The following is a 19,512-nucleotide window of genomic DNA, read 5'->3' as shown; positions in this document are numbered from 1 at the left end:
TTATTCGGCCGCTTCCGCCAGGGGAGGGAAGGCGGTTTCGGCAGTTGGTTCAGTGTGTTCAGCGGCGGGCTCGTCATTGCCACGGCGTTCGCGCAGCTGTTCGATGACCGCGTAGAAGACCGGCACGAACACCAGCGACAGGATGGTCGCCGCGACCATGCCGCCAAAGACGGTGGTGCCGATCGACTGGCGGCTTGCGGCACCGGCGCCGGTGGCGAACATCAGCGGCAGCACGCCGAGGATGAAGGCGAAGGCCGTCATCAGGATCGGCCGCAGCCGCAGCCGTGCTGCCTCCATCGCCGCGTCGACGATGCTGAGGCCCTCCTCGCGTCGTCGCCGGGCGAATTCGACGATCAGAATGGCGTTCTTCGCCGCCAGGCCGATCAGCATGACGAAGCCGATCTGCGAGTAGACGTCGATCTGCATGCCACGCGCCCACAGCACCGCGAACGCGCCGAACAGAGCGAGCGGCACCGCCAAGAGCACCATGAACGGCATTGCCCAGCTCTCATACTGCGCCGCCAGGATCAGGAAGACGAAGACGATGGCGAGGCCGAAGACGACGGACGCGATCGATCCTGCCTTGAGCTCCTGGAAGGTGATGCCGGTCCATTCGAAACCGAAATCCCTGGGCAGCGCGCTTGCGGCGGCCCGTTCCATCGCGGCGACCGCCTGGCCAGAGGAGAAGCCCGGAGCGGCACCGCCATTGATCGAGGCCGACGCGTTGTTGTTGTAATGCGGCACGGTTTCCGGGCCGACGAACGGCACGAGTTTGCCCAGCGTGCTCAACGGCACCATGCCGCCGGAGGCATTGCGCACATAGAGCCGCGAAATGTCGGCGGCGCCCGCACGTGCATCCTTGTCAGCCTGGATGGTCACCCGGAAGGTGCGGCCGAACAGGTTGAAATCGTTCACATAGAGCGAGCCGAGATAGATCTGCAGCGTGTTGAACACATCCGGCAGGTTAAGGCCGAGCAGTTTCGCCTTGCTGCGGTCGAGGTCGTAGTTGAACTGCGGCGTCGAGGTCGAGAACGGCGAAAACAGCTGCTGCGGATTGATCTCCGGCTGCTTGCGCGCCTCGGCGATCACGGCTTGCGTCGCATCGTTGAGGGCTGAGCTGCCGCGGCCAGTGAGATCCTCGACGACGAATTCGAAGCCGCCCGTCGTCCCGATACCCGGGATCGAGGGTGGATCGAAGCTCAGCGCAAAGGCTTCCGGAATCTGCAGCAGCTTGCCGCGCACGTCGGCGACGAGCTTCGACGCGCTCTGGTCGGGACTGCGCTCCTCCCAAGGCTTCAGGATGGCGAATTCGACCGCCGAATTCGACTGCGCCGCACTGGTCAGGAAGTTCAGGCCGCTGATCGAACCGACGATGTCGACACCGGGGGTCGCTTGCAGGATGTCACGCGCCTTCTTCGCCACCGCGTCGGTGCGCTCCAGCGAAGCACCGTCGGGCAGCTGGATGACGACGAAGAAGTAGCCCTGGTCCTCGACCGGAAGGAAGGTCGAGGGCAGGCGCTGCCAGACGAAATAGGTCGCGACCAGTCCGGCCGCGAACAGCCCAAGCATGATCCAGCGCAAGCGGATGAGAATGCGCACACCGTGGGCATAGGCATGCGACAACCGGTCGAAGCCTGTGTTGAACCAGCGGAACAGCACGAACTGCGTTGGCTGGCGATGCCGCAGGAAGGCGGCACTGAGCGCGGGGCTCAATGTCAAAGAGTTGAAGGCGGAGATGCCGACGGAGATCGCCACCGTCAGCGCAAACTGGTTGTAGAGCTTGCCGGAGACGCCTGGAATGAAGGCGACCGGCACGAACACCGCCATCAGCACGGCGGTGGTGGCGATGATCGGACCGGTGACCTCGGCCATCGCGGCCTTGGTCGCCGCCAGCGGTTTGAGCCCGGCCTCCAGCTGTCGTTCGACATTCTCGACCACGACGATGGCATCGTCGACGACGAGGCCGATCGCCAGCACCATGCCAAGCAGGCTCAGCATGTTCAGCGAGAAGCCGAGCATCTCCATGACGACGAGCGTCGCCACCAGCGACACCGGAATGGCGATGGTCGGGATGATCGTCGTACGCCAGCTTTGCAGGAAGATGAACACCACGGCGACGACGAGGACCAGCGCTTCACCGAGCGTGATCAGCACGTCATGCATCGACGCCGAGACGAAGCGGGTCGTATCGTAGTGCATCGCATAGGAGACACCCTTCGGGAAACGGCCGGACAGCTCCTGCATCTTGTCCTTGACGCGCTGCTGCAGATCGAGCGCGTTGGAGCCGGGCATCTGATAGACGGCGAGCACCACGGTCGGATCCTTGCCGAAGAACGCCGACGAGGAATATTGCAGCGCGCCGAGTTCGATGCGGGCGACATCGCGCAGCCGCACCAGCGAGCCGGTATCCGTGTTGGCGCGCACGACGATGTCGCCGAACTCCTTGGGATCGCTCAAGCGGCCGACTGCGTTGACCTGCATCTCGAAGGCGGTGCCGGCCGGGGCCGGCGACTGACCGATCTTGCCGGCCGCCACCTGGACGTTCTGCTCGGCAATCGCGTTCTGGACGTCGACGGCGGTGATGCCGAGATTGGCGAGCTTGTCCGGGTCGAGCCAGACACGCATCGAATAGCGCCGCTCGCCGAAGATCTGCACGTCGCCGACACCGGGCAGTCGCTTCAGCGGATCGACCACCTGCAGATAGGCGAGGTTGCTCAGCGCCACCGGATCGACGGAACTGTCCGGCGAGGTCAGGTTGACGATGAGGACGAAGTTCGGATTCTGCTTCTTGATGGTCACGCCGCCCTGATTGACGATCGCCGGCAGCGACGAGGCCGCTTGCGACACGCGGTTCTGGACGTCGACGGCGGCGGTGCTCAGGGAGTAGCCGACATCGAAGGTGATGGTGATGGTCGAGGAGCCGTCATTCGAGCTCGTCGACGACATGTAGGTCATGCCTTGCACGCCGTTGATCTGCTGCTCCAGCGGCGTTGTCACCGTATCGGCCACCACCTGCGCGCTGGCGCCCGGATAATGGGCGCTGACCACGACCTGCGGCGGTGTGATGTCGGGAAACTGCGAAACGGGCAGCAGGAAATAACAAATCGTCCCGGCAAGCACCATGATGATGGCGATCGCCGAGGCGAAGATCGGACGGTGGATGAAAAAGTTTACCACGACACGCACGCCTCCCCGGCTGCTCTTGCCTTGCCGAAGGCGCTGGCAACCCTGGACAGCCTTTGGCCGCGCCCATCACCGGGCTCTTCCAGCGAACGCAGCAGCGACACCTCGCGGCGCTGCGCATCGGCGAGCGAGCGCAGCATCCTCTCGAAGGCGCGCGGGTCGACGCCATCTGCTTTCATGACCAGCCGGATCATCGGATCCCGGACGGCTTCATCTATGGTAAGATCGCGGCGCTGTGGCATTGGCCGGCTCCTTGTCTTGTCGGTTCGCAGCCCATGCTCGCGAACCGTTTTCATCTCTTCACCGGCCCAAGCCGCATGATCTGTAATTTTTCGCCCATCTCTATCTGGTAGGACCAGTTCACGGTCTTGTGATTGACGAAGGGCGACATAGGTGTTACCAGTAAGTAACATTCGTGACGTTACAGACCGGTAACACCCTAGTCAAGAGGCGTACCGAGGGATTTTTGGGAAACCAAGGAGGTTTTGATGGAAGACGGCACTGTGGAACGCGCTCGCCCCCGGGACAGGATCCTGGAGACGGCGCAGGACATGTTTCACAAGCATGGCATCAAGGGCGTCGGCATCGACGCGATCACTGAGGCCGCCGGAACCAACAAGATGACGCTCTATCGTCATTTCGATTCCAAGGACGATCTCATCATCCAATGCCTGCGCGCCACCGCCTGCAAGGCCGGCGCAATGTGGGAAAAGTTCGAAATCGAGCACCCTGGCGACAAGCTGGCGCAGCTGCATGCCTGGGTTCGCATGGCCGCTGATTGCCTGACGGCTGACGGCCGCGGCTGCGACATGGCCAACGCCGCCATCGAGTTGAGCGAAACCGATCATCCGGCCAGGCGCGTGATCAAGGAACTCAAGGAGGCCCAGCGCGATCGCCTTGTGACGCTGTGCCGGGATGCCGGCATCGGCCAGGCCGAGTTGCTCGCCGATACGCTGTCGCTTCTGCTTGAAGGCGCCCGTGTCAGTGTTCAAAGTGTCGGCACGGAAGGCCCCAGCGCGCAGTTTGTCCGCATGGCGGAAGGGCTGATCGTTTCCTTCCGGGGCACTGCAGCCGGCTGAATTCTCCGCAGTAGCTAACGGCCCTTATTCGATCTCGTGACCGAGAACGAACGATGCCTCACGTCTTCTGGCGTGAGCAACGCCGCAACCGTCGCCGACTGGAACGAAAAAAGCCCGCTGCCGGGAGGAGGTGGCAGCGGGCTCGATTTCGAGTGTGGCGCGGGAGGAGGTGCACCCCACTCAGCGTCGGCATCTCATCTGGGAGGAGTAGATGGCCGACAACCAGAAGCTATGACGTGCCTAACGATTCGGCAATCGTGGATCGTGCATAGCAGCTGTGCAGATTCGCTGTATCACCCGCGAAAGTTGTCGAGTGTGACCAGAAAAGCTCAGCTTGCCTCATTGTACCGGAACGTTTTCCCTGAAGATCAAGCGCGGCTCGATGAACTTCCGCGTCAGATAGGGCGCCGAGGATGCAATCGAGCCAAGCAGGCGAATGACCGACTGTTCGGCGATCAGCCTGGCATTCTGGTCGATGACGACATCGAGCAGGTCGTCGACGAGATAGCCGCGGGTGTCCCGGGTGAGATCGTGACAGATGAACACCGGCTTGCGATTGGGCCTGGCTTCCCTGATCGCCTTTGCGACGCCCGAGTGGCCGGCTCCAACGCAATAGATGCCGAGCAGTTCGGGCTCGTTGTGCAGCGCCTTCATGGTCTCGGCATAGCTGACGTCGGGCTCGTCGTTGATCTCGACGGCGCTGCTGACGGTCAGGTTGGGAAACTCTTCATTGAGCACCGAGCGAAAACCCATTTCGCGTTCTTCATGACCGCGATAGGAGCGCGAGCCGACGACCATCGCCAGATGGCCGGTGCGGCCGCCGAGGAAGCGGCCCATCAACAGCGCCGCCGTTCGTCCCGCCACCCGGTTGTCGATGCCGACATAGGCCGATCGCGGTGCTGCCGGAACATCGGACACCAGCGTCACCAGGCGCATGCCGGCGTCGACGATGTCGCGCAGGATGTTGCGCGTGCGCGGATGATCGACGGCGATGACACCGACGCCATTGGCCCGGAGCGAGAGGTTTTCGACAGCGGTCTGCAGCGCGTTCGGTGAGATCCCGGCGAGGTTGTGGATCCGACACGAGGCGACAAGCGGCAGCCGCGCGGCGTAGTCCTCGATATGTCCGGCGAGATCGCGCATGAAGGCATTGCTGCCGATCGGCAGCAGGAATTCGAGATGGGCGGGCCGCGAGGGCAGCGTCACCTGATCGGCGACCGGCAGATAGCCGAGCTGCTTGGCGGCCTCCATGACGCGCTGCCGGTTGGCGGCACTCGCGCCCGGCCGGTTGTTGAGCACTCTGTCGACCGTTGCGGTCGACAGCCCGCAGTTACGGGCGATATCCGAGACGGTGGCTTTCATGCCGCAACCCTATGTGCCGATGCGATGCCGCGCCAGACGAGCGATGCGATTTGAGGTGACGGCTGATTGCCGCCCGTCAGCCGGACGGTCATTCGGCTGCCTCGACAGGACGGCTTCCGCCCGTTCTCAGGCGATGGCTTGCCATCTGCCTCAGTGCGATGGCTTGCCATCGGCAATGGCATCGCGGATTTCCTTGTCCGACATACCGGTGATGATCCGCTCGACTTCCGCCACGCTGGTCTTCTTCGGATCGATGTCGTCGGCAACCACCTTGCCCCGGCGCATGACGACGATGCGATCGACCACCTGGAAGACATGGTGGATGTTGTGGGCGATGAAAATGCAGGAATGGCCGGAATCGCGGGCGTTGCGCACGAAGCTCAGCACGCCCTGCGTTTCGGCGACGCCGAGATTGTTGGTCGGCTCGTCGAGAATGATGAGGTCGCTGTCGAAATGCATGGCGCGCGCGATCGCCACTGCCTGGCGCTCGCCGCCGGAGAGTGAGCCGATCGGTGTCGTTGGCGGGATGTTCTTCGAGATGCCGACCTGCTTGAGCAGGTCGCGGGCGACCGTGTTCATGGCGTCCTGGTCCATCCGGTTGAGGAAGCGCGGCGGCTTGATCGGCTCGCGTCCGAGGAACAGGTTGCGGGCGATCGACAATTGCGTGACCAGCGCCGAGTCCTGATAGATCGTCTCGATGCCGTGGGCGATGGCGTCGCTGGTGTTGCGCAAGCTCACCTTCTTGCCGCGGATGAAGATGTCGCCGCTGGTCAGCGGAACGGCGCCTGAGAGCACCTTGATCAGCGTCGACTTGCCGGCGCCATTGTCGCCGAGCAGGCCGACGATCTCCCGTTCATTGACATGGAAACTGACGTCCTCGAGTGCCTGCACGCGGCCATAGGACTTGCGGATGTTCTGCATGCGGATCAGTGGCTCGGCCATGGTTCAAGTCCCTGCCTGATGCCGGCGTTCCAGCCATGAATGGAGCGCCATCATGCCAAGGATGATCGCGCCGATGAAGATGTTGTAGGCAAGGCCGGGCACGCCGATCAGCACGATGCCGTTGCGCATGACGCGCAGGATCAGGATGCCGAGCACGGTGCCGATGATCGTGCCGCGCCCGCCGGTCAGGGCCGTGCCGCCGATCACCACCATGGCGATGACTTCCAGCTCATACCCGGTGCCGCTGTTGGGGTTAGCCGCCGAGGTGCGCAGCGAAGAGATGACGCCGGCGAGCGAGGCCATCAGTGATGACAGCACGAACAGGCCGATCTTGACGCCGCTGACATTGACGCCGCGGGCGCGCGCCGCATTGGGATTGCCGCCGGCCGCCTGGATCCAGTTGCCAGTGCGGCTTTGCGTCAGGACATAGCCGAGCGCGATGGCCGCGGCGATAAACCAGAACAGCGACATGTAGATGCGGAACGGCCCGATGAAGAAGTCGCCGACCAGCGCCTCGGCCAGCCAGCTGCCTTCCGCGCTCCAGGTGCGCTGCGGAAAACCGTCGGTGACGAAAAGGGCGGTGCCGCGCACCACCAGCAGCATGCCGAGCGTCACCAGGAAGGACGGGATCTTGAGCTGTGTGACGAACCAGCCGTTGACCAGCCCGATGAAGGCGGCGACCAGCAGGGCTGCGACAAAGCCGACCTCAAGCGACGTGAGGCCGCTGTTGAACAGCGTCCACATCAGCACCGGAGAGAAGCCGAACAACGAACCGACCGAAAGGTCGAACTCGCCCGACGTCATCAACAGTGTCATCGCCAGCGCGATGAGGCCGAGTTCGACCGTGAAGGCCAGCGTGTTCGAAATGTTCTGCGGCGACAGGAAGTCGTGGTTGATGCTCCAGAAAACGGCGATCTCGATGACGAGCAGGACCAAGGGGCCGAATTCAGGTCGCGCGATCAGGCGTTGGATGAGCGAACGATGTTCCACAAGCACCTGCGATATGATTGGAAAGGCTGAGCCCCGAACATCCGCATGCGAAGGGCTCGGCGAAAATGGGACGTCAGTCGCGACCGCCGGGGCAGTCGCGACTGCTAGGGTTGGGGATGTTATTTGCCGGACAGGATCTTGTCGTAGACGCCGGCGGTGTCCTTTTCATAGAGCGCGCCAGTGATGACGTTGAAGCCCGGAGGAATGCCGCCTGCGGCCATGTTGGCAAGTGAGAGCGCGACATAGCTTGTCGCCTGCGGGTCCTGCCACTGGCCGGCATTGACATAGCCGTTCAGCACTTCCTGGGTGGTGTCGAGCGAGTTGCCCCAGCCGACGACCGGGATTTCGCCCGGCTTGATGCCGACCTGGTCGAACACCCGCTTGATCGAGCCGGTCACCAGGTCGCCGAGGCCGATGATCGCCTTGACCTTGGCCTTGTTGGCGGTGAGGTAGTCGACCATGCGGTTGATCACTTCGGCCTGGTCGAGCGTGGCTTCGGTGATCTCATAGGTGATGCCGAGCGGTCCGAAGACGCTCTTGATGCCTTCCTCTTCCTGGACGCCATAGGTGGCGCCGGGGACCTCGACCGGCATCCAGACGAAATCGCCCTTCTTCACCAGGCCTTTGTCGACCAGATACTGCGCCCAGTGCTTGCCGAAGGTGACGTTGTCGCCGCCGACGTAGGCGTTGAAATTGGCCTTGGGATCGGGCGTGTTGAAGTTGATGATCGGGATGTTTGCCGCGCGGGCTTCCTTGACGATCTCGACGAGGCTGCCCGGATCGGGGCTGGTGGTGACGATGCCGTCGGCCTTGGCGGAGAGGGCGGCGCGAACCGCTTCCTGCTGGGAGGCCACGTCGCCATTGTGGAACGATGTGTTGACGGTGTTGCCGGTGTCCTTGGCCCACTGCTTGGCGCCAGCCAGGAAGTAGGTCCACACCGGATCAGCCGGACCGCCATGCGAGATCCAGTAGAACGTCTTGGCCTGTGCCGCTGCTGGAATCACCATTAGCGCCACCAACAGGCCGTATAGAACGAGTCTTAGCCGTGTCAGCATTTGATTTCCTCCCGTTTGTAGATGGTCAGTTCCGAATCCGTCCCTTGTTCCGGCGACCGCCGGATTGCGTCTTTTTGCCAGCGCCGGTTGGATGCGTCAGAGCATCCCCTTTTTCGACGGATGGCAAGCCTCCATCTGCAGATGTAGTGGGCGCCTGACGGGGCGCCATCAACGGTCCCATCAGATTGCATCAGTTGAGGTGATTTTTCGCGTCAGTCGAAGGGTTGGCGTCGAGGATGCCGCCGGCCGACCTGGATCACTCCGGCAAGCCCCGCCATCGCGCCCATCAGCACCAGCGTCAGCCGCCGCACCTTGGCGGTCGGAATGCCGGCATGGGCGGCGGCTTGCGGGCAGAGGCCGCTAGATAAGGTTGGCCTTTGCCAGCTCGCGCATGAGATGGCTGGCGCCGTAGGTCCAGTGCGGGCAGTCGGGCGACAGCCGCACCCGGTTGACCAGCGCGCCGAATTTCTCCGACGAGATCGTGACGATGTCGCCGACCTTGTGGGTGAAGCCCTTGCCCTTTTCGCCGCGATCCTTCGATGGCACGAACATGGTGCCGAGATAGAGCGCCAGCCCGTCCGGATACTGGTGGTGCGGGCCCATGGCGGCGGCAACCAGCTCTTCCGGCGAGCGGCTGATCTCGGCCATCGAGCTCGCACCCTCCAGCGAAAACCCGTCCTCACCCTCGACCTTCAGGCGCACGACGGCTCGCTTGACGTCGTCGATGGAGAATGTGTCGTCGAACAGGCGGATGAAGGGGCCGAGTGCGGCCGAGGCATTGTTGTCCTTGGCCTTGCCAAGCAGCAGCGCCGAACGCCCTTCGACGTCGCGCAGATTGACGTCGTTGCCGATGGTGGCGCCGACGATCCTGCCGCTGCTGGCGGCGATCATGGCGATCTCGGGCTCGGGATTGTTCCAGGTCGATACCGGGTGAAGGCCGACATCGGCGCCAAAGCCGACCGAGGCCATCGGCTGGCACTTGGTGAAGATCTCGGCATCGGGACCGATGCCGACTTCCAGATATTGCGACCAGGCGCCGCGCGCGATGAGCTTGGCCTTGATCTCCATCGCCTCGGGCGAGCCGGGCTTGAGCTTCGACAGATCGTGGCCAATCAGCCCGGCGATGTCGGCGCGGATGGCGTCGGCCTTTTCCGCCGAACCGCGCGCCTGTTCCTCGATCACCCGTTCGAGCAGGCTGACGACGAAGGTGACGCCCGAGGCCTTGACCGCCTGGAGGTCGACCGGGGACAGCAGGTAGGGTTTTTTCGCATCGCGCGTGGCCGCAAAACAGTTGGCCGCGATGGCGTCGAGCGAGCCGATCGGCTTGCCCTTGGCCGAGCGCAGATGGCCGGCAGGATCGGCCATCTCGCAGACATCACGCACGGTCGGTGCCGTGCTCGATGTGATGTCGAAGACGGTGCCATCGCGCACCGTGACCACCAAAGGATGCGAGACATCGCTGCTTCTGGCGCGGCCGACAAAAAGGCCCTCAGTGGGCAGGTGCGTCGGGTTGGTCATGGCGTTCGGTCCTCTGAAATAATCTAAAATGCGGCTGGCCGGATCGGCGCGGCACTTTCACCGGATTCCGGCCAAAGGTCTATCCCGCCGCTGGCGACCTGGGATGGCTCTTTTCGTTCGCGGAATTTTACACTCCCGGTTGCCTATCGGCGTCGGTCCACAGACGAAAACTGAAACGCTCTTTCAAAAACGTGAAATCTTGACTAGGGTTTTCATTTAAGCGCAGCGCTTTCAGGTGACCTTTGCCCGCACCATTCTCCGATCCGATCTGGCGCAAGCCGCAAGCGGCTTCCATGTTTCAGTCGCTGTTTGCCAGTGGCGATTGTGTCGATGTCGTCATTGTCGGTGGCGGCATCATGGGCCTGTCGACGGCTTTGCATGCTGCCCGGCTTGGCATGTCGGTGCAGGTGCTGGAGGCCGGCGACATCGGCCAGGGCGCATCGGGGCTCAATGGCGGGCAGGTCATTCCCGGCCTGAAATACGATCCGGAATGGCTGCTCGAGCATTTTGACCCGGAGCGCGGCGAGGCGCTCGTCAACTTTGCCGCTTCGACCGCAGATGCGGTTTTCGAACTGATCCGCGACGAAAAACTGGCGGTGCCGTTCGTTCGCAATGGCTGGATCCAGGCGGCTCATACCGAGGTTGCGCTGAAGGCGGCGGCAAACCGTGACCGGCAATGGCGAGGGCGTGGCGCTGACGTCAAGCTATTGAGTCAGGCGGAGATTGCCGCGATGACCGGCGCTCAAGGGTATCTCGGCGGCTGGCTCGATCGCCGCGCCGGTGTCATCGATCCGCTCGCTTACACGTCGGAACTCGCCCGGGTCGCGGCGGCGGCTGGTATAGGGATAGCGGAGCGCCAAAAGGTCGTGCGGCTTGCCAATGCCGCGGGCGTTTGGCGCGTTTCGACTGAAAACGGCACTGAATTGCAGGCGAAGGCGGTCGTGCTGGCGACCAACGCCTATACGGACGGTTTGATCCCTGGCCTCGCCGAGACGATCGTGCCGCTGCATTCCTTCCAGATCGCCACAGCACCGTTGCCGCCCAACCTGGCGGCCACGATCCTGCCGGAAGGGCAGGCTGTGTCGGATTCGCGTCGCATCCTCGTCTATTACCGCAAGAGCGCCGATGGCCGGCTGGTGCTTGGTGGGCGTGGCCGCATGGCCTTGCCGACCAGCCCCAGTGACTGGGCGCATCTCGAGCGGGCGCTGCGGCGGCTCTATCCCATGCTGTCCGACGTCGCCATCGAGAAGCGCTGGTTCGGCCGGGTGGCGATGACGCCGGACCACCTGCCGCACATTCACGAGCCGGAGCAAGGCCTTGTGGCCGTGGTCGGCTGCCAGGGGCGTGGCGTCGGTCTGATGACGGCGCTTGGCGAGCGCATCGCAACCTATCTTTCCAGTGGCGACGCCAGGCAGTTGCCATTTCCGCTCTCGCCGATCCGGCCGATCCCGTTCCACGCCTTCCGGCAGGTCGGCGTTGCCGCGACCATCGCCTGGTATCGCCTGCTCGACGCGCTGGAGCGCTGACCCAGCAATTCGCCAAAAGGGATTCCGCTTGACAGTTTCACGAATATGAAAAACTCTTAGGTAATTTCAAAATTTCGATTGGCAGGTCGATGTCGACCATTGTTGCAGCACAAGCGCCAGAGACCCGGTCCCTATCGGGCTTCCGGGTTGCCATGTTGCTGCCGGGTGCGTTGGTCACCTTCCTGCTGATCCTGTTTGCCCTCGGCCTGGTGCTGTTCCTTGCCTTCCGCGCCAATGACGGTTCGCTGCTCGGTACGGGTTTCACCGTCGCGAACTTCGCCACCGTGGTGTCCGATCCGCTGTACTGGACGGTGACGCTGCGCTCGCTGGTCATCGCCGCCCTGGTCACGCTGGCCACGGTCGTCACCGCCTATCCCGTTGCCTACTACCTTGCCTTCCATGCCGGACGGCGGCGCGGCCTGCTGCTGTTCCTGGTGACGCTGCCGTTCTGGACCAGCTATCTCCTGCGCGTCTTCGCCTGGAAGATCGTGCTCGCCTATAATGGCGTTTTGAACTCGGCGCTGATCGAAAGCGGCATTTGGTCCGAGCCGACTTTGGCCTTTCTCAACACGCCGGCCGCCGTCGTCGTCACGCTCGCCCACGCCTATGCGCCGTTCGCCATCCTGCCCATCTATGTGGCGCTGGACACCATCCCGAAGTCGCTGGTCGAGGCCGCTTCCGATCTTGGCGCCAGACCCTTCACCTCTTTCCGCCGGGTCGTGCTGCCCAATTCGATGCCGGGCGTGCTGGCCGCCGCACTTGTCGTCTTCGTGCCGACGGTCGGCGACTATGTCACGCCTGCTCTCGTCGGCGGCCCGGCCAGCACCATGATCGGCACGCTGATCCAGGCTGAGTTCGGCAAGGCCAATGACTGGCCGTTTGGCGCCGCATTGTCTGTCGCCGTCATGCTGGTCATCCTTGCCGTGGTGCTGGTCGCACGCTTCACGGACCGCAGATTTGGCAGCCGCACATGAGCACCATGCGCACGGGAGGCGGCCGCTGGCTTGGTGTCTACGTCATCGCCTATCTGGTCTTTCTCTATCTGCCGGTGCTGCTGATCCCGCTGTTTTCCTTCAACAACTCGATCCAGGCAGCCTTTCCGCTGCAGGGCTTTACCTTGCAATGGTACGCGACGCTGTACGGCAATTCGGCGCTTTCCGGCGCGCTCGCCAACAGCCTCGTCATCGCCGCCATTGCCGCCACGGGGGCAACGCTGTGCGGCATCACCGTGTCCTACATGGACCTCTATGGCCGCTCGCCGCTCGCCGCCACAATCAGCGCCATGGCCCGGCTGCCGATCCTGATCCCGGGTGTCATCGTGGGCATATCGCTGCTGATCCTCATCAACCTCATCGGTCTCGGGCCATCGCGCATTGCCATCGTTCTCGGCCACATACTGGTGGCGCTGCCGACGACCGTGGTGATCATGCGCAGCCGCTTCGCCGCCATTCCGAAAACCATTCGCGAGGCGGCACTCGATCTCGGCGCTTCCGATTGGACGACCTTCCGGAGGGTCATGCTGCCGCTCAGCCTGCCGGCCATCATCTCGGCCTTCATGCTGGCCTTCCTGATCTCCTTCGACGAATTCATTGTCGTCTTCTTCCTCGCCGGCACCGAGCCGACGCTGCCGCTCTACATCTGGAGCCAGCTGCGGTTCCCCAGATCGCTGCCGACGGTCATGGCGCTGGGCACGTCGATCCTGGCGGTCTCCTTCGTCATCGCTGCAATCGCCGAAATCCTGCGCCATCGCGGCCTGTCCGCAACGGCGCCACGACCCGCGGATCCATCACAACCAAAACAAACCAAGAGAGGAGAACTGCAATGGCATTCGACCTAATATCTGGAAAGATGGCCCGGACCGGCCTGGCCGCACTGGCATTGGCGCTGTCGTCGACCGTCGCTTTCGCCGGCGACAAGCTGCAATATTTCACCTGGTCGGGCTATGAACTGCCCGATTTCAACAAGAGCTTCCTTGCCGCACATCCCGATGGCGTCGAGGCCTCGATCTTCGGTGACGACGATGACGCCTTCACCAAGGTCAAGGCCGGCTTCCGCCCCGACATCGCACATCCCTGCTATGACAAGGTGGCGCGCTGGAACAAGGAAGGCCTGCTGCAGCCGATCGACACCAAGCGCATCAAGAACTGGGATTCGATCTTTCCGGTGTTCAAGAACCTGCCCGACCTGCAGGCCGGCGATGGCAAGGTCTGGATGGTGCCGTGGGACTGGGGCAACACCTCGATCCTCTACCGCACCGATCTGGTGAAGAACCCGGAAGCGAGCTGGAACCTTCTGTGGGACAAGCAATATGCCGGTCGCATGGCGACCATCGACGCCGTACACGACACGCCGATCGTTGCGGCGCTCCTGGTCGGCGTCAATCCGTTCGACATGACGCCCGAGCAAATGGACAAAGTGGCAGACAAACTGCGCGAGCAGCGACCGCTGCTCTCCAACTACACCACCGACATGACCTCGGTCGGACAGGCGCTGGCCAGCGGCCAACTGGTCGCCGCCATGACCTGGAACGCATCGGCCACCTCGCTGAAGAAGCAAGGGGTGCCGGTCGAGTTCATGAAGCCGAAGGAGGGCATGCTGACCTGGGCCTGCGGCTTCGTCATGCTCAAGGACGCCAAGAACGTCGATCTCGCCTATGATTTCATCAACAGCCGGCTGGACGCCGACTCGGGCAAATACCTGATCCAGTCCTACGGCTACGGCAGCTCGCTGAGCTCTGCCTTTGCCGCCGTGCCGAAGGAGGAGCTGGAGACGCTGCAACTGCCGTCTGACCCGGAGGTGATGCTGAAGACCACCATCTTCACCGGACCGATGAAACAGAATGACGAACTCGCCAAGATGTTCGAAAAGGTCAAGGCCGGCGGCTGAGCCTGGCTCTTCCTTCTCCCCTTGTGGGGTGAGCAGCCGGTCGCGTAAGCGAATTCATCGTGCCAGTGGCACGATGAAGGCCGGCGAACGCCGGGACGCTGCGAAGCAGCGGGGACCCGGCAGGTGGATCGGCTACCACGCCCGGCCCCTCGCAGGCTCAGGGCGTTCGAAGCTCGAAAAGCCAAGCAATTGGCTTTTCGTTCGCTGCGCGAACCGCTTCTCACCCCACAAGGGGAGAAGGGAAAAAACGAGGACGAATGCATGGACATGCTCGACGAAGCGGCTGAAAAGCCGAAGGACGATGCCGATGTGCGGGTCGGCCGGCGCGTGCGGGCGCTGCGGCTTGAGCGCAACCTGTCGCTGGCCGATCTTGCCGCCAGGGCAGGCGTGTCGATCGGCGCGCTCAGCCAGATCGAGCGCGGCATGTCCTCGCTGCGCGTCAAGGTGATCTGGCCTCTCGCCGCCGCCCTCGACATCGAGCCGTCGGCGCTGATCGCCGACGGCAACGATGCCGTCAACGATCTCTATTGCGTGCGTGCCAACAGCCGCCGCGCCATTCCGGTGAAGTCGGAAGGCATCGCCAAGGCGCTGCTGTCGCCGCCGGGCGCGACACTGACCGGCATGCTGGTGACGGTTGATGCCGGCGGCGGCACCGCCGGGGCCTATGCCCATGCCGGCCATGAATTCGGCTTCGTCGTTTCGGGAGAGGTCGAGCTGGTTGTGGATTCGACAAAATACGTGCTGAAGACCGGCGACAGTTTTGCCTTCAAGAGCACGCTTTTGCATGCCTTCTGCAATCCTGGTGCCGAGCGCTGCCAGATCCTTTGGGTCAACACCACGAAGCCGTCCGAGGTTCGCGATGGCGCCTGATCCTCTCGTCCGGCTGCAGACGGTTTCAAAGCTGTTTCCGGGCGGCATCGTCGGGCTCGATGCCGTCGATCTCGACATCGTCCGCGGCGAGTTCCTCACCCTGCTTGGGCCGTCGGGCTGCGGTAAGACCACCAGCCTGCGCGTCATTGCCGGCTTCGAAAGCCCGTCGAGCGGCAAGGTGCTGCTCGACGGCCGCGACATCACAGCACTCAGGCCCTACGACCGGCCGGTCAACACCGTGTTCCAGGACTACGCGCTGTTTCCGCATATGAACGTCACTGAGAATGTCGGCTTCGGCCTGTCCTTGCGAAAACTATCCGGCGCCGAGCAGGCAAAGCGTGTTGGCGAAGCCCTCGATATGGTCGGCCTCGCCGACAAGCTTGGCGCCCGCGTCTCCGAACTGTCGGGCGGCCAGCGCCAGCGCGTCGCGCTCGCTCGTGCCATCGTCTGCGAGCCGCGCGTGTTGCTGCTCGACGAGCCGCTGTCGGCGCTCGACGCGCATCTGCGCGAACAGATGCAGGTTGAACTGAAGCGGCTGCAGTCGCGGCTCGGCACCACCTTCGTCATGGTCACCCATGACCAGACCGAAGCGCTGTCGATCTCCGACCGCATCGTTGTCATGAACAAGGGCCGCATCGAGCAGATCGCGCCGCCGGCGACGCTCTACGACCGGCCCGCCACCACATTCGTCGCCAGTTTCATCGGCACCATGAACCTGTTACAGTCGCGGTTTCTCGGACGCGATGGCGATCGCTTGCGGTTCGCCGCCGGTGCCTTGCCGCTGGAAGCGACCTCTGAATCCGGCGAGGCTCCCGTCGAGGGCGCCATGCGCATCGTCGGCGTGCGTCCCGAGGATTTGCTGGCGGCTACTGAAGCGGCAACCGGCACGGCGCCGGCACGCGTCAACAGCATAGTCTTCCACGGCCGCACCTTGCGCCTGCATGCCGAACTCGGGCAGGGCGCACCTGTTGTCATCGACGCGCCACGCCAGGCTGAGGGTTTTCAATTCAGCGTCGGCGATGTGGCGCATATCAGCCTGCGCCGTGGGGCCAACTGCCCTATGCTGCCAAGCTAGTCCCACCGACAGTCCAAGAAACCGGAGCACCACCGCTTGAGCAATCATCTGAACTTCTTTGTCGACGGCAAATGGGTGGCACCCGTGGTGCCGGCGACGCTTGATGTGATCGACCCATCCACCGAAGAGGCCTACACCAGGATCTCCGTCGGCTCGAAGGCCGATGTGGACAAGGCCGTGGCCGCAGCCAAGGCGGCCTTCCCGTCCTTCTCGCAGACCAGCAAGGCCGAGCGCCTGAAGCTCCTGAAACGTATTCTCGAAATCTACAACGAGCGCTACGAGGACATCGCCCAGGCCGTCAGCCAGGAAATGGGCGCGCCGATCACCTGGGCACGCGAGGCGCAGGCCTGGGCGGGCAGGGCGCATATGGAAGCCACCATCAAGGCGCTGGAGGACTACGAGTTCAGCGAAAAGCGCGGCGGCACCATGGTCGTCAAGGAGCCGATCGGTGTCTGCGCGCTGATCACGCCGTGGAACTGGCCGCTCAACCAGATCGTCTGCAAGGTGGCGCCGGCAATCGCCGCCGGCTGCACCGTGGTGCTGAAGCCTTCCGAGATCGCACCGATCAGCGGCATCGTCTTTTCGGAAGTGATGGAAGCCGCCGGCACGCCGAAAGGCGTCTACAACATGATCAACGGCACCGGCCCGGATGTCGGCCAGATCATGGCCGGCCATCCCGATGTCGACATGGTGTCATTCACCGGTTCGACCCGTGCCGGCATCATCGTTGCCAAGACAGCGGCGGAGACGGTCAAGCGCGTGGCGCAGGAGCTCGGCGGTAAGTCGGCCAACATCGTGCTGCCCGACGCCGATTTCGAAACGGCGGTGCGCAAGGGTGTCGAGGGTTGCTTCGGCAACAGCGGCCAGTCCTGCGACGCGCCGACGCGCATGCTGGTGCCGGCCGCCCGCCATGACGAGGCGCTCGCCATCGCCAAGAAAGCCGCCGAAGCGCACAATGTCGGCGATCCCCGCTCCGAGGAAACCAAACTCGGGCCGGTGGTCTCGAACATCCAGTACGACAAGATCCAACGGCTGATCGAAGCCGGCATCAAGGAAGGCGCCACGCTCGTCACTGGCGGCCCCGGCCGGCCCGAACACCTCAACCGCGGCTACTATGTCAGGCCGACCGTGTTCGGCCATGTCACATCAGGCATGACCATCGAAAAGGAAGAGATTTTTGGCCCGGTGTTGTCGGTTATTTCCTACAGTGACGACGACGACGCGGTGAGGATCGCCAACGACACGGTCTACGGTCTCGCTGCCTATGTGCAGTCCGGGGATATCGATCGCGCCCGCAAGGTGGCCGGACAGTTGCGCGCCGGACAGGTCTCGATCAACTACCCGGAATGGGACACGTTCGCACCGTTCGGCGGCTACAAGCAGTCGGGCAACGGCCGCGAATACGCCGATTGGGCGATCCACGATTTTCTGGAGGTCAAGGGCATCATCGGCTACGGAGCGTAGGCTTCGGATCCCTGCTCGTCAGGCCCCTTCAAGGGTTAGAATTGCGGGCGCTGGTGCGGGAAGCATCAGCGCCCGCATCATTTTTGCTTGATTTGTCCCCTTTTGTTCTAGCTCTCTCAAGGCGACTATCTGGCTCAAATCGTCGTCGCATATCCGCGAGATATCATCATCCTGACATGGCTTGTCAGCTACAAGCGGATTGACGATGGCAGGCGGTCGAGCTGTCCCCTACTTGCACTACGTCTGAACAGGAGGAACACATATGACCATCGCGGAAATTGCCAAGGATTTCACCGAACTCCTACAGCAGGGCGACCACCAAGGCGCTGCTGAGAAATACAATGCCGACGATATCGCCAGCTACGAAGCCATGGAGGGGCCGATGGCCGTCAGCCATGGCAAGGCGGCCCTCAAGCAGAAGGGCCAGTCGTGGCAAGAGAACCACGAAGTCCATGGCGGCTCGGTCGAGGGCCCCTATGTCAATGGCGACCAGTTCGCGGTGCGCTTCAAGTTTGACATAACGCCCAAGGCTACGGGCGAGCGTGTCACCATGGATGAGGTCGGCTTGTATACGGTCAAGAACGGCAAGATCACCGAAGAGCGCTTCTACTATTGAGGCCGGAAATACCGAAATACCATAGGGCTTCCGGGAGCCTGCTCTCTTCGCTGCAGGGTTGAAAAATAGGCATGGCGGCCGGGGCGATACCTTGGCCGCCATATGAGACGCTCAAATGGTCTTCACATACTCCGCGAGCTGATCCAGCACCGTGCCCCAGCCGTCGAAGAAACCCATCTCTTCATGGTTCTTGCGGGTGGCCTCGTCGCGGTGGATGGCGGTGGCGGTGTAGCGTGTGCCCTTACCGTCCGGCTGGAAGGAAATGACGGCGGTGATGAACGGCTCCCCTGACGGCCGATAGCCCGGCAGCAGCGCATCCGTCCACACCAGCCGCTCGTTCGGCACGATTTCCAGATAGCAGCAATGGCGGTCGTTGACCTCATTGCCGTCGGGCGACTGCATGCGCGTGCGGAACAGCCCGCCCGGCCTGAGGTCGATCTCGCAGTCGGTGATCATCCACGGCTTCGGCGTGAACCACTGCTTGACGTGGCCCGGCGTCGTCCAGGCTTTCCACAGCAATTCGCGCGGCGCATCGACGGCGCGCTCCAGCACGAGGTCCAGTCTGGGGTCCGGCTTGAACGGATAGCTCATGCGTCTTTCTCCTTGAGTGTCATCACATAGGCGTCGAACTGGTCGAGGCGGCGCTCCCACCGTGTGCGCTGTTCGGCCAGCCAGTTTTCGGCGAGCTTCAGCGGCTCAGGCGCCAATTGATAGGTCCTGACCCGGCCGGTCTTTTGCGAATGCACCAGCCCGCAGCCTTCGAGAACCCTGAGATGCTCGATGAAGGAGGGCAGCGCCATGTCGAAGGGCTGCGCGAGTTCGCTGACCGAGGCGGGGCTGCGGTTCAGCCGCTCCACCACGCGTCGCCGCGTCGGGTCGGACAATGCGCGAAAGATGCCGTCGATCGGCGGGGGGCTCGGATTTGCGGTCTGGAGGCTGGTCATTG

At 63.1% G+C, this 19,512-nt stretch carries 18 protein-coding genes; 9 read left to right on the top strand and 9 right to left on the bottom strand.

What is annotated here, in order from left to right; translation table 11 throughout:
• Window positions 1-3,177, bottom strand: a complete 3,177-nt coding sequence (locus ACFFNA_RS28605; protein ID WP_378923242.1) for an efflux RND transporter permease subunit — start codon at window positions 3,175-3,177, stop codon at window positions 1-3.
• Complete coding sequence (locus tag ACFFNA_RS28600) at window positions 3,171-3,425, bottom strand: hypothetical protein (protein ID WP_111547195.1); 255 nt, start codon at window positions 3,423-3,425, stop codon at window positions 3,171-3,173. The genes ACFFNA_RS28605 and ACFFNA_RS28600 overlap by 7 nt, the downstream gene beginning before the upstream one ends.
• 246 nt (window positions 3,426-3,671) lie before the next feature.
• Between ACFFNA_RS28600 and ACFFNA_RS28595 the strand changes: the two genes are divergently transcribed.
• Window positions 3,672-4,262: a TetR/AcrR family transcriptional regulator gene (locus ACFFNA_RS28595; RefSeq protein WP_111546903.1), complete on the top strand. Its 591-nt coding sequence runs from the start codon at window positions 3,672-3,674 to the stop codon at window positions 4,260-4,262.
• A gap of 339 nt (window positions 4,263-4,601) precedes the next feature.
• Here the strand turns inward: ACFFNA_RS28595 and ACFFNA_RS28590 are convergent, their stop codons facing one another.
• The 5 genes from ACFFNA_RS28590 to ACFFNA_RS28570 all read right to left on the bottom strand — a co-directional run bounded on the left by ACFFNA_RS28590 (window position 4,602) and on the right by ACFFNA_RS28570 (window position 10,129).
• Complete coding sequence (locus tag ACFFNA_RS28590; protein ID WP_111546902.1) at window positions 4,602-5,624, bottom strand: LacI family DNA-binding transcriptional regulator; 1,023 nt, start codon at window positions 5,622-5,624, stop codon at window positions 4,602-4,604.
• Between the two features lie 150 nt (window positions 5,625-5,774).
• Window positions 5,775-6,566, bottom strand: a complete 792-nt coding sequence (locus ACFFNA_RS28585) for an ATP-binding cassette domain-containing protein (RefSeq protein ID WP_111546901.1) — start codon at window positions 6,564-6,566, stop codon at window positions 5,775-5,777.
• Window positions 6,567-6,569: 3 nt separating this feature from the next.
• Entirely contained in the window at window positions 6,570-7,556 is a 987-nt protein-coding gene (locus ACFFNA_RS28580; protein ID WP_111547193.1) for an ABC transporter permease, read from the bottom strand.
• A gap of 119 nt (window positions 7,557-7,675) precedes the next feature.
• Complete coding sequence (locus ACFFNA_RS28575) at window positions 7,676-8,611, bottom strand: substrate-binding domain-containing protein (RefSeq protein ID WP_111546900.1); 936 nt, start codon at window positions 8,609-8,611, stop codon at window positions 7,676-7,678.
• Window positions 8,612-8,971: 360 nt separating this feature from the next.
• The gene (locus tag ACFFNA_RS28570) at window positions 8,972-10,129 is read right to left on the bottom strand and encodes a fumarylacetoacetate hydrolase family protein (RefSeq protein ID WP_378923241.1); all 1,158 of its coding nucleotides are present in this window, start codon (window positions 10,127-10,129) and stop codon (window positions 8,972-8,974) included.
• A 242-nt stretch (window positions 10,130-10,371) separates the two neighbouring features.
• Here ACFFNA_RS28570 and ACFFNA_RS28565 point away from each other — a divergent pair, with 242 nt between their 5' ends.
• The 8 genes from ACFFNA_RS28565 (at window position 10,372) to ACFFNA_RS28530 (ending at window position 18,566) form a co-directional block, all read left to right on the top strand.
• Window positions 10,372-11,655, top strand: coding sequence for an NAD(P)/FAD-dependent oxidoreductase (locus tag ACFFNA_RS28565; RefSeq protein ID WP_446685979.1), 1,284 nt, complete (start codon window positions 10,372-10,374; stop codon window positions 11,653-11,655).
• A gap of 89 nt (window positions 11,656-11,744) precedes the next feature.
• On the top strand, window positions 11,745-12,629 hold the full coding sequence (locus ACFFNA_RS28560) for an ABC transporter permease (protein ID WP_378923239.1): 885 nt from the start codon (window positions 11,745-11,747) through the stop codon (window positions 12,627-12,629).
• Window positions 12,626-13,492, top strand: a complete 867-nt coding sequence (locus ACFFNA_RS28555; protein WP_378923238.1) for an ABC transporter permease — start codon at window positions 12,626-12,628, stop codon at window positions 13,490-13,492. Before ACFFNA_RS28560 ends, ACFFNA_RS28555 begins: the two co-directional genes overlap by 4 nt.
• Window positions 13,477-14,541, top strand: coding sequence for an ABC transporter substrate-binding protein (locus ACFFNA_RS28550; RefSeq protein WP_378923237.1), 1,065 nt, complete (start codon window positions 13,477-13,479; stop codon window positions 14,539-14,541). The genes ACFFNA_RS28555 and ACFFNA_RS28550 overlap by 16 nt, the downstream gene beginning before the upstream one ends.
• Before the next feature lie 261 nt (window positions 14,542-14,802).
• Window positions 14,803-15,411: a helix-turn-helix domain-containing protein gene (locus ACFFNA_RS28545; protein WP_111547190.1), complete on the top strand. Its 609-nt coding sequence runs from the start codon at window positions 14,803-14,805 to the stop codon at window positions 15,409-15,411.
• Window positions 15,401-16,486 (top strand): ABC transporter ATP-binding protein, encoded by a 1,086-nt coding sequence (locus tag ACFFNA_RS28540; protein ID WP_378923236.1) that lies wholly within the window; start codon window positions 15,401-15,403, stop codon window positions 16,484-16,486. Before ACFFNA_RS28545 ends, ACFFNA_RS28540 begins: the two co-directional genes overlap by 11 nt.
• Before the next feature lie 36 nt (window positions 16,487-16,522).
• A complete protein-coding gene (locus tag ACFFNA_RS28535) occupies window positions 16,523-17,950 on the top strand; it encodes an aldehyde dehydrogenase family protein (protein WP_378923235.1) in 1,428 nt (475 codons plus the stop codon).
• Window positions 17,951-18,212: 262 nt separating this feature from the next.
• Entirely contained in the window at window positions 18,213-18,566 is a 354-nt protein-coding gene (locus tag ACFFNA_RS28530) for a SnoaL-like domain-containing protein (RefSeq protein WP_378923234.1), read from the top strand.
• A gap of 111 nt (window positions 18,567-18,677) precedes the next feature.
• Here ACFFNA_RS28530 and ACFFNA_RS28525 read toward each other — a convergent pair whose 3' ends face one another.
• Together ACFFNA_RS28525 and ACFFNA_RS28520 are read right to left on the bottom strand one after the other, a co-directional pair.
• Complete coding sequence (locus tag ACFFNA_RS28525; RefSeq protein ID WP_378923233.1) at window positions 18,678-19,157, bottom strand: SRPBCC family protein; 480 nt, start codon at window positions 19,155-19,157, stop codon at window positions 18,678-18,680.
• Window positions 19,154-19,510: an ArsR/SmtB family transcription factor gene (locus tag ACFFNA_RS28520; RefSeq protein ID WP_378923232.1), complete on the bottom strand. Its 357-nt coding sequence runs from the start codon at window positions 19,508-19,510 to the stop codon at window positions 19,154-19,156. Before ACFFNA_RS28520 ends, ACFFNA_RS28525 begins: the two co-directional genes overlap by 4 nt.
• Window positions 19,511-19,512 lie beyond the last annotated feature (2 nt).

This window comes from Mesorhizobium kowhaii (genome assembly GCF_042431665.1).
GTDB lineage: Bacteria > Pseudomonadota > Alphaproteobacteria > Rhizobiales > Rhizobiaceae > Mesorhizobium > Mesorhizobium kowhaii.
Note: the sequence above shows the minus strand (reverse complement) of the source record. Positions and strands in the feature narration are given on the sequence as shown.

What these genes read in the sequence shown, in the direction of transcription:
- ACFFNA_RS28600 (WP_111547195.1), bottom strand. Translation starts at nt 3,425, where the DNA reads ATGCCACAGCGCCGCGATCTTACCATAGATGAAGCCGTCCGGGATCCG.
- ACFFNA_RS28595 (WP_111546903.1), top strand. Translation starts at nt 3,672, where the DNA reads ATGGAAGACGGCACTGTGGAACGCGCTCGCCCCCGGGACAGGATCCTG.
- ACFFNA_RS28590 (WP_111546902.1), bottom strand. Translation starts at nt 5,624, where the DNA reads ATGAAAGCCACCGTCTCGGATATCGCCCGTAACTGCGGGCTGTCGACC.
- ACFFNA_RS28585 (WP_111546901.1), bottom strand. Translation starts at nt 6,566, where the DNA reads ATGGCCGAGCCACTGATCCGCATGCAGAACATCCGCAAGTCCTATGGC.
- ACFFNA_RS28575 (WP_111546900.1), bottom strand. Translation starts at nt 8,611, where the DNA reads ATGCTGACACGGCTAAGACTCGTTCTATACGGCCTGTTGGTGGCGCTA.
- ACFFNA_RS28570 (WP_378923241.1), bottom strand. Translation starts at nt 10,129, where the DNA reads ATGACCAACCCGACGCACCTGCCCACTGAGGGCCTTTTTGTCGGCCGC.
- ACFFNA_RS28560 (WP_378923239.1), top strand. Translation starts at nt 11,745, where the DNA reads ATGTCGACCATTGTTGCAGCACAAGCGCCAGAGACCCGGTCCCTATCG.
- ACFFNA_RS28555 (WP_378923238.1), top strand. Translation starts at nt 12,626, where the DNA reads ATGAGCACCATGCGCACGGGAGGCGGCCGCTGGCTTGGTGTCTACGTC.
- ACFFNA_RS28550 (WP_378923237.1), top strand. Translation starts at nt 13,477, where the DNA reads ATGGCATTCGACCTAATATCTGGAAAGATGGCCCGGACCGGCCTGGCC.
- ACFFNA_RS28545 (WP_111547190.1), top strand. Translation starts at nt 14,803, where the DNA reads ATGGACATGCTCGACGAAGCGGCTGAAAAGCCGAAGGACGATGCCGAT.
- ACFFNA_RS28540 (WP_378923236.1), top strand. Translation starts at nt 15,401, where the DNA reads ATGGCGCCTGATCCTCTCGTCCGGCTGCAGACGGTTTCAAAGCTGTTT.
- ACFFNA_RS28530 (WP_378923234.1), top strand. Translation starts at nt 18,213, where the DNA reads ATGACCATCGCGGAAATTGCCAAGGATTTCACCGAACTCCTACAGCAG.
- ACFFNA_RS28525 (WP_378923233.1), bottom strand. Translation starts at nt 19,157, where the DNA reads ATGAGCTATCCGTTCAAGCCGGACCCCAGACTGGACCTCGTGCTGGAG.
- ACFFNA_RS28520 (WP_378923232.1), bottom strand. Translation starts at nt 19,510, where the DNA reads ATGACCAGCCTCCAGACCGCAAATCCGAGCCCCCCGCCGATCGACGGC.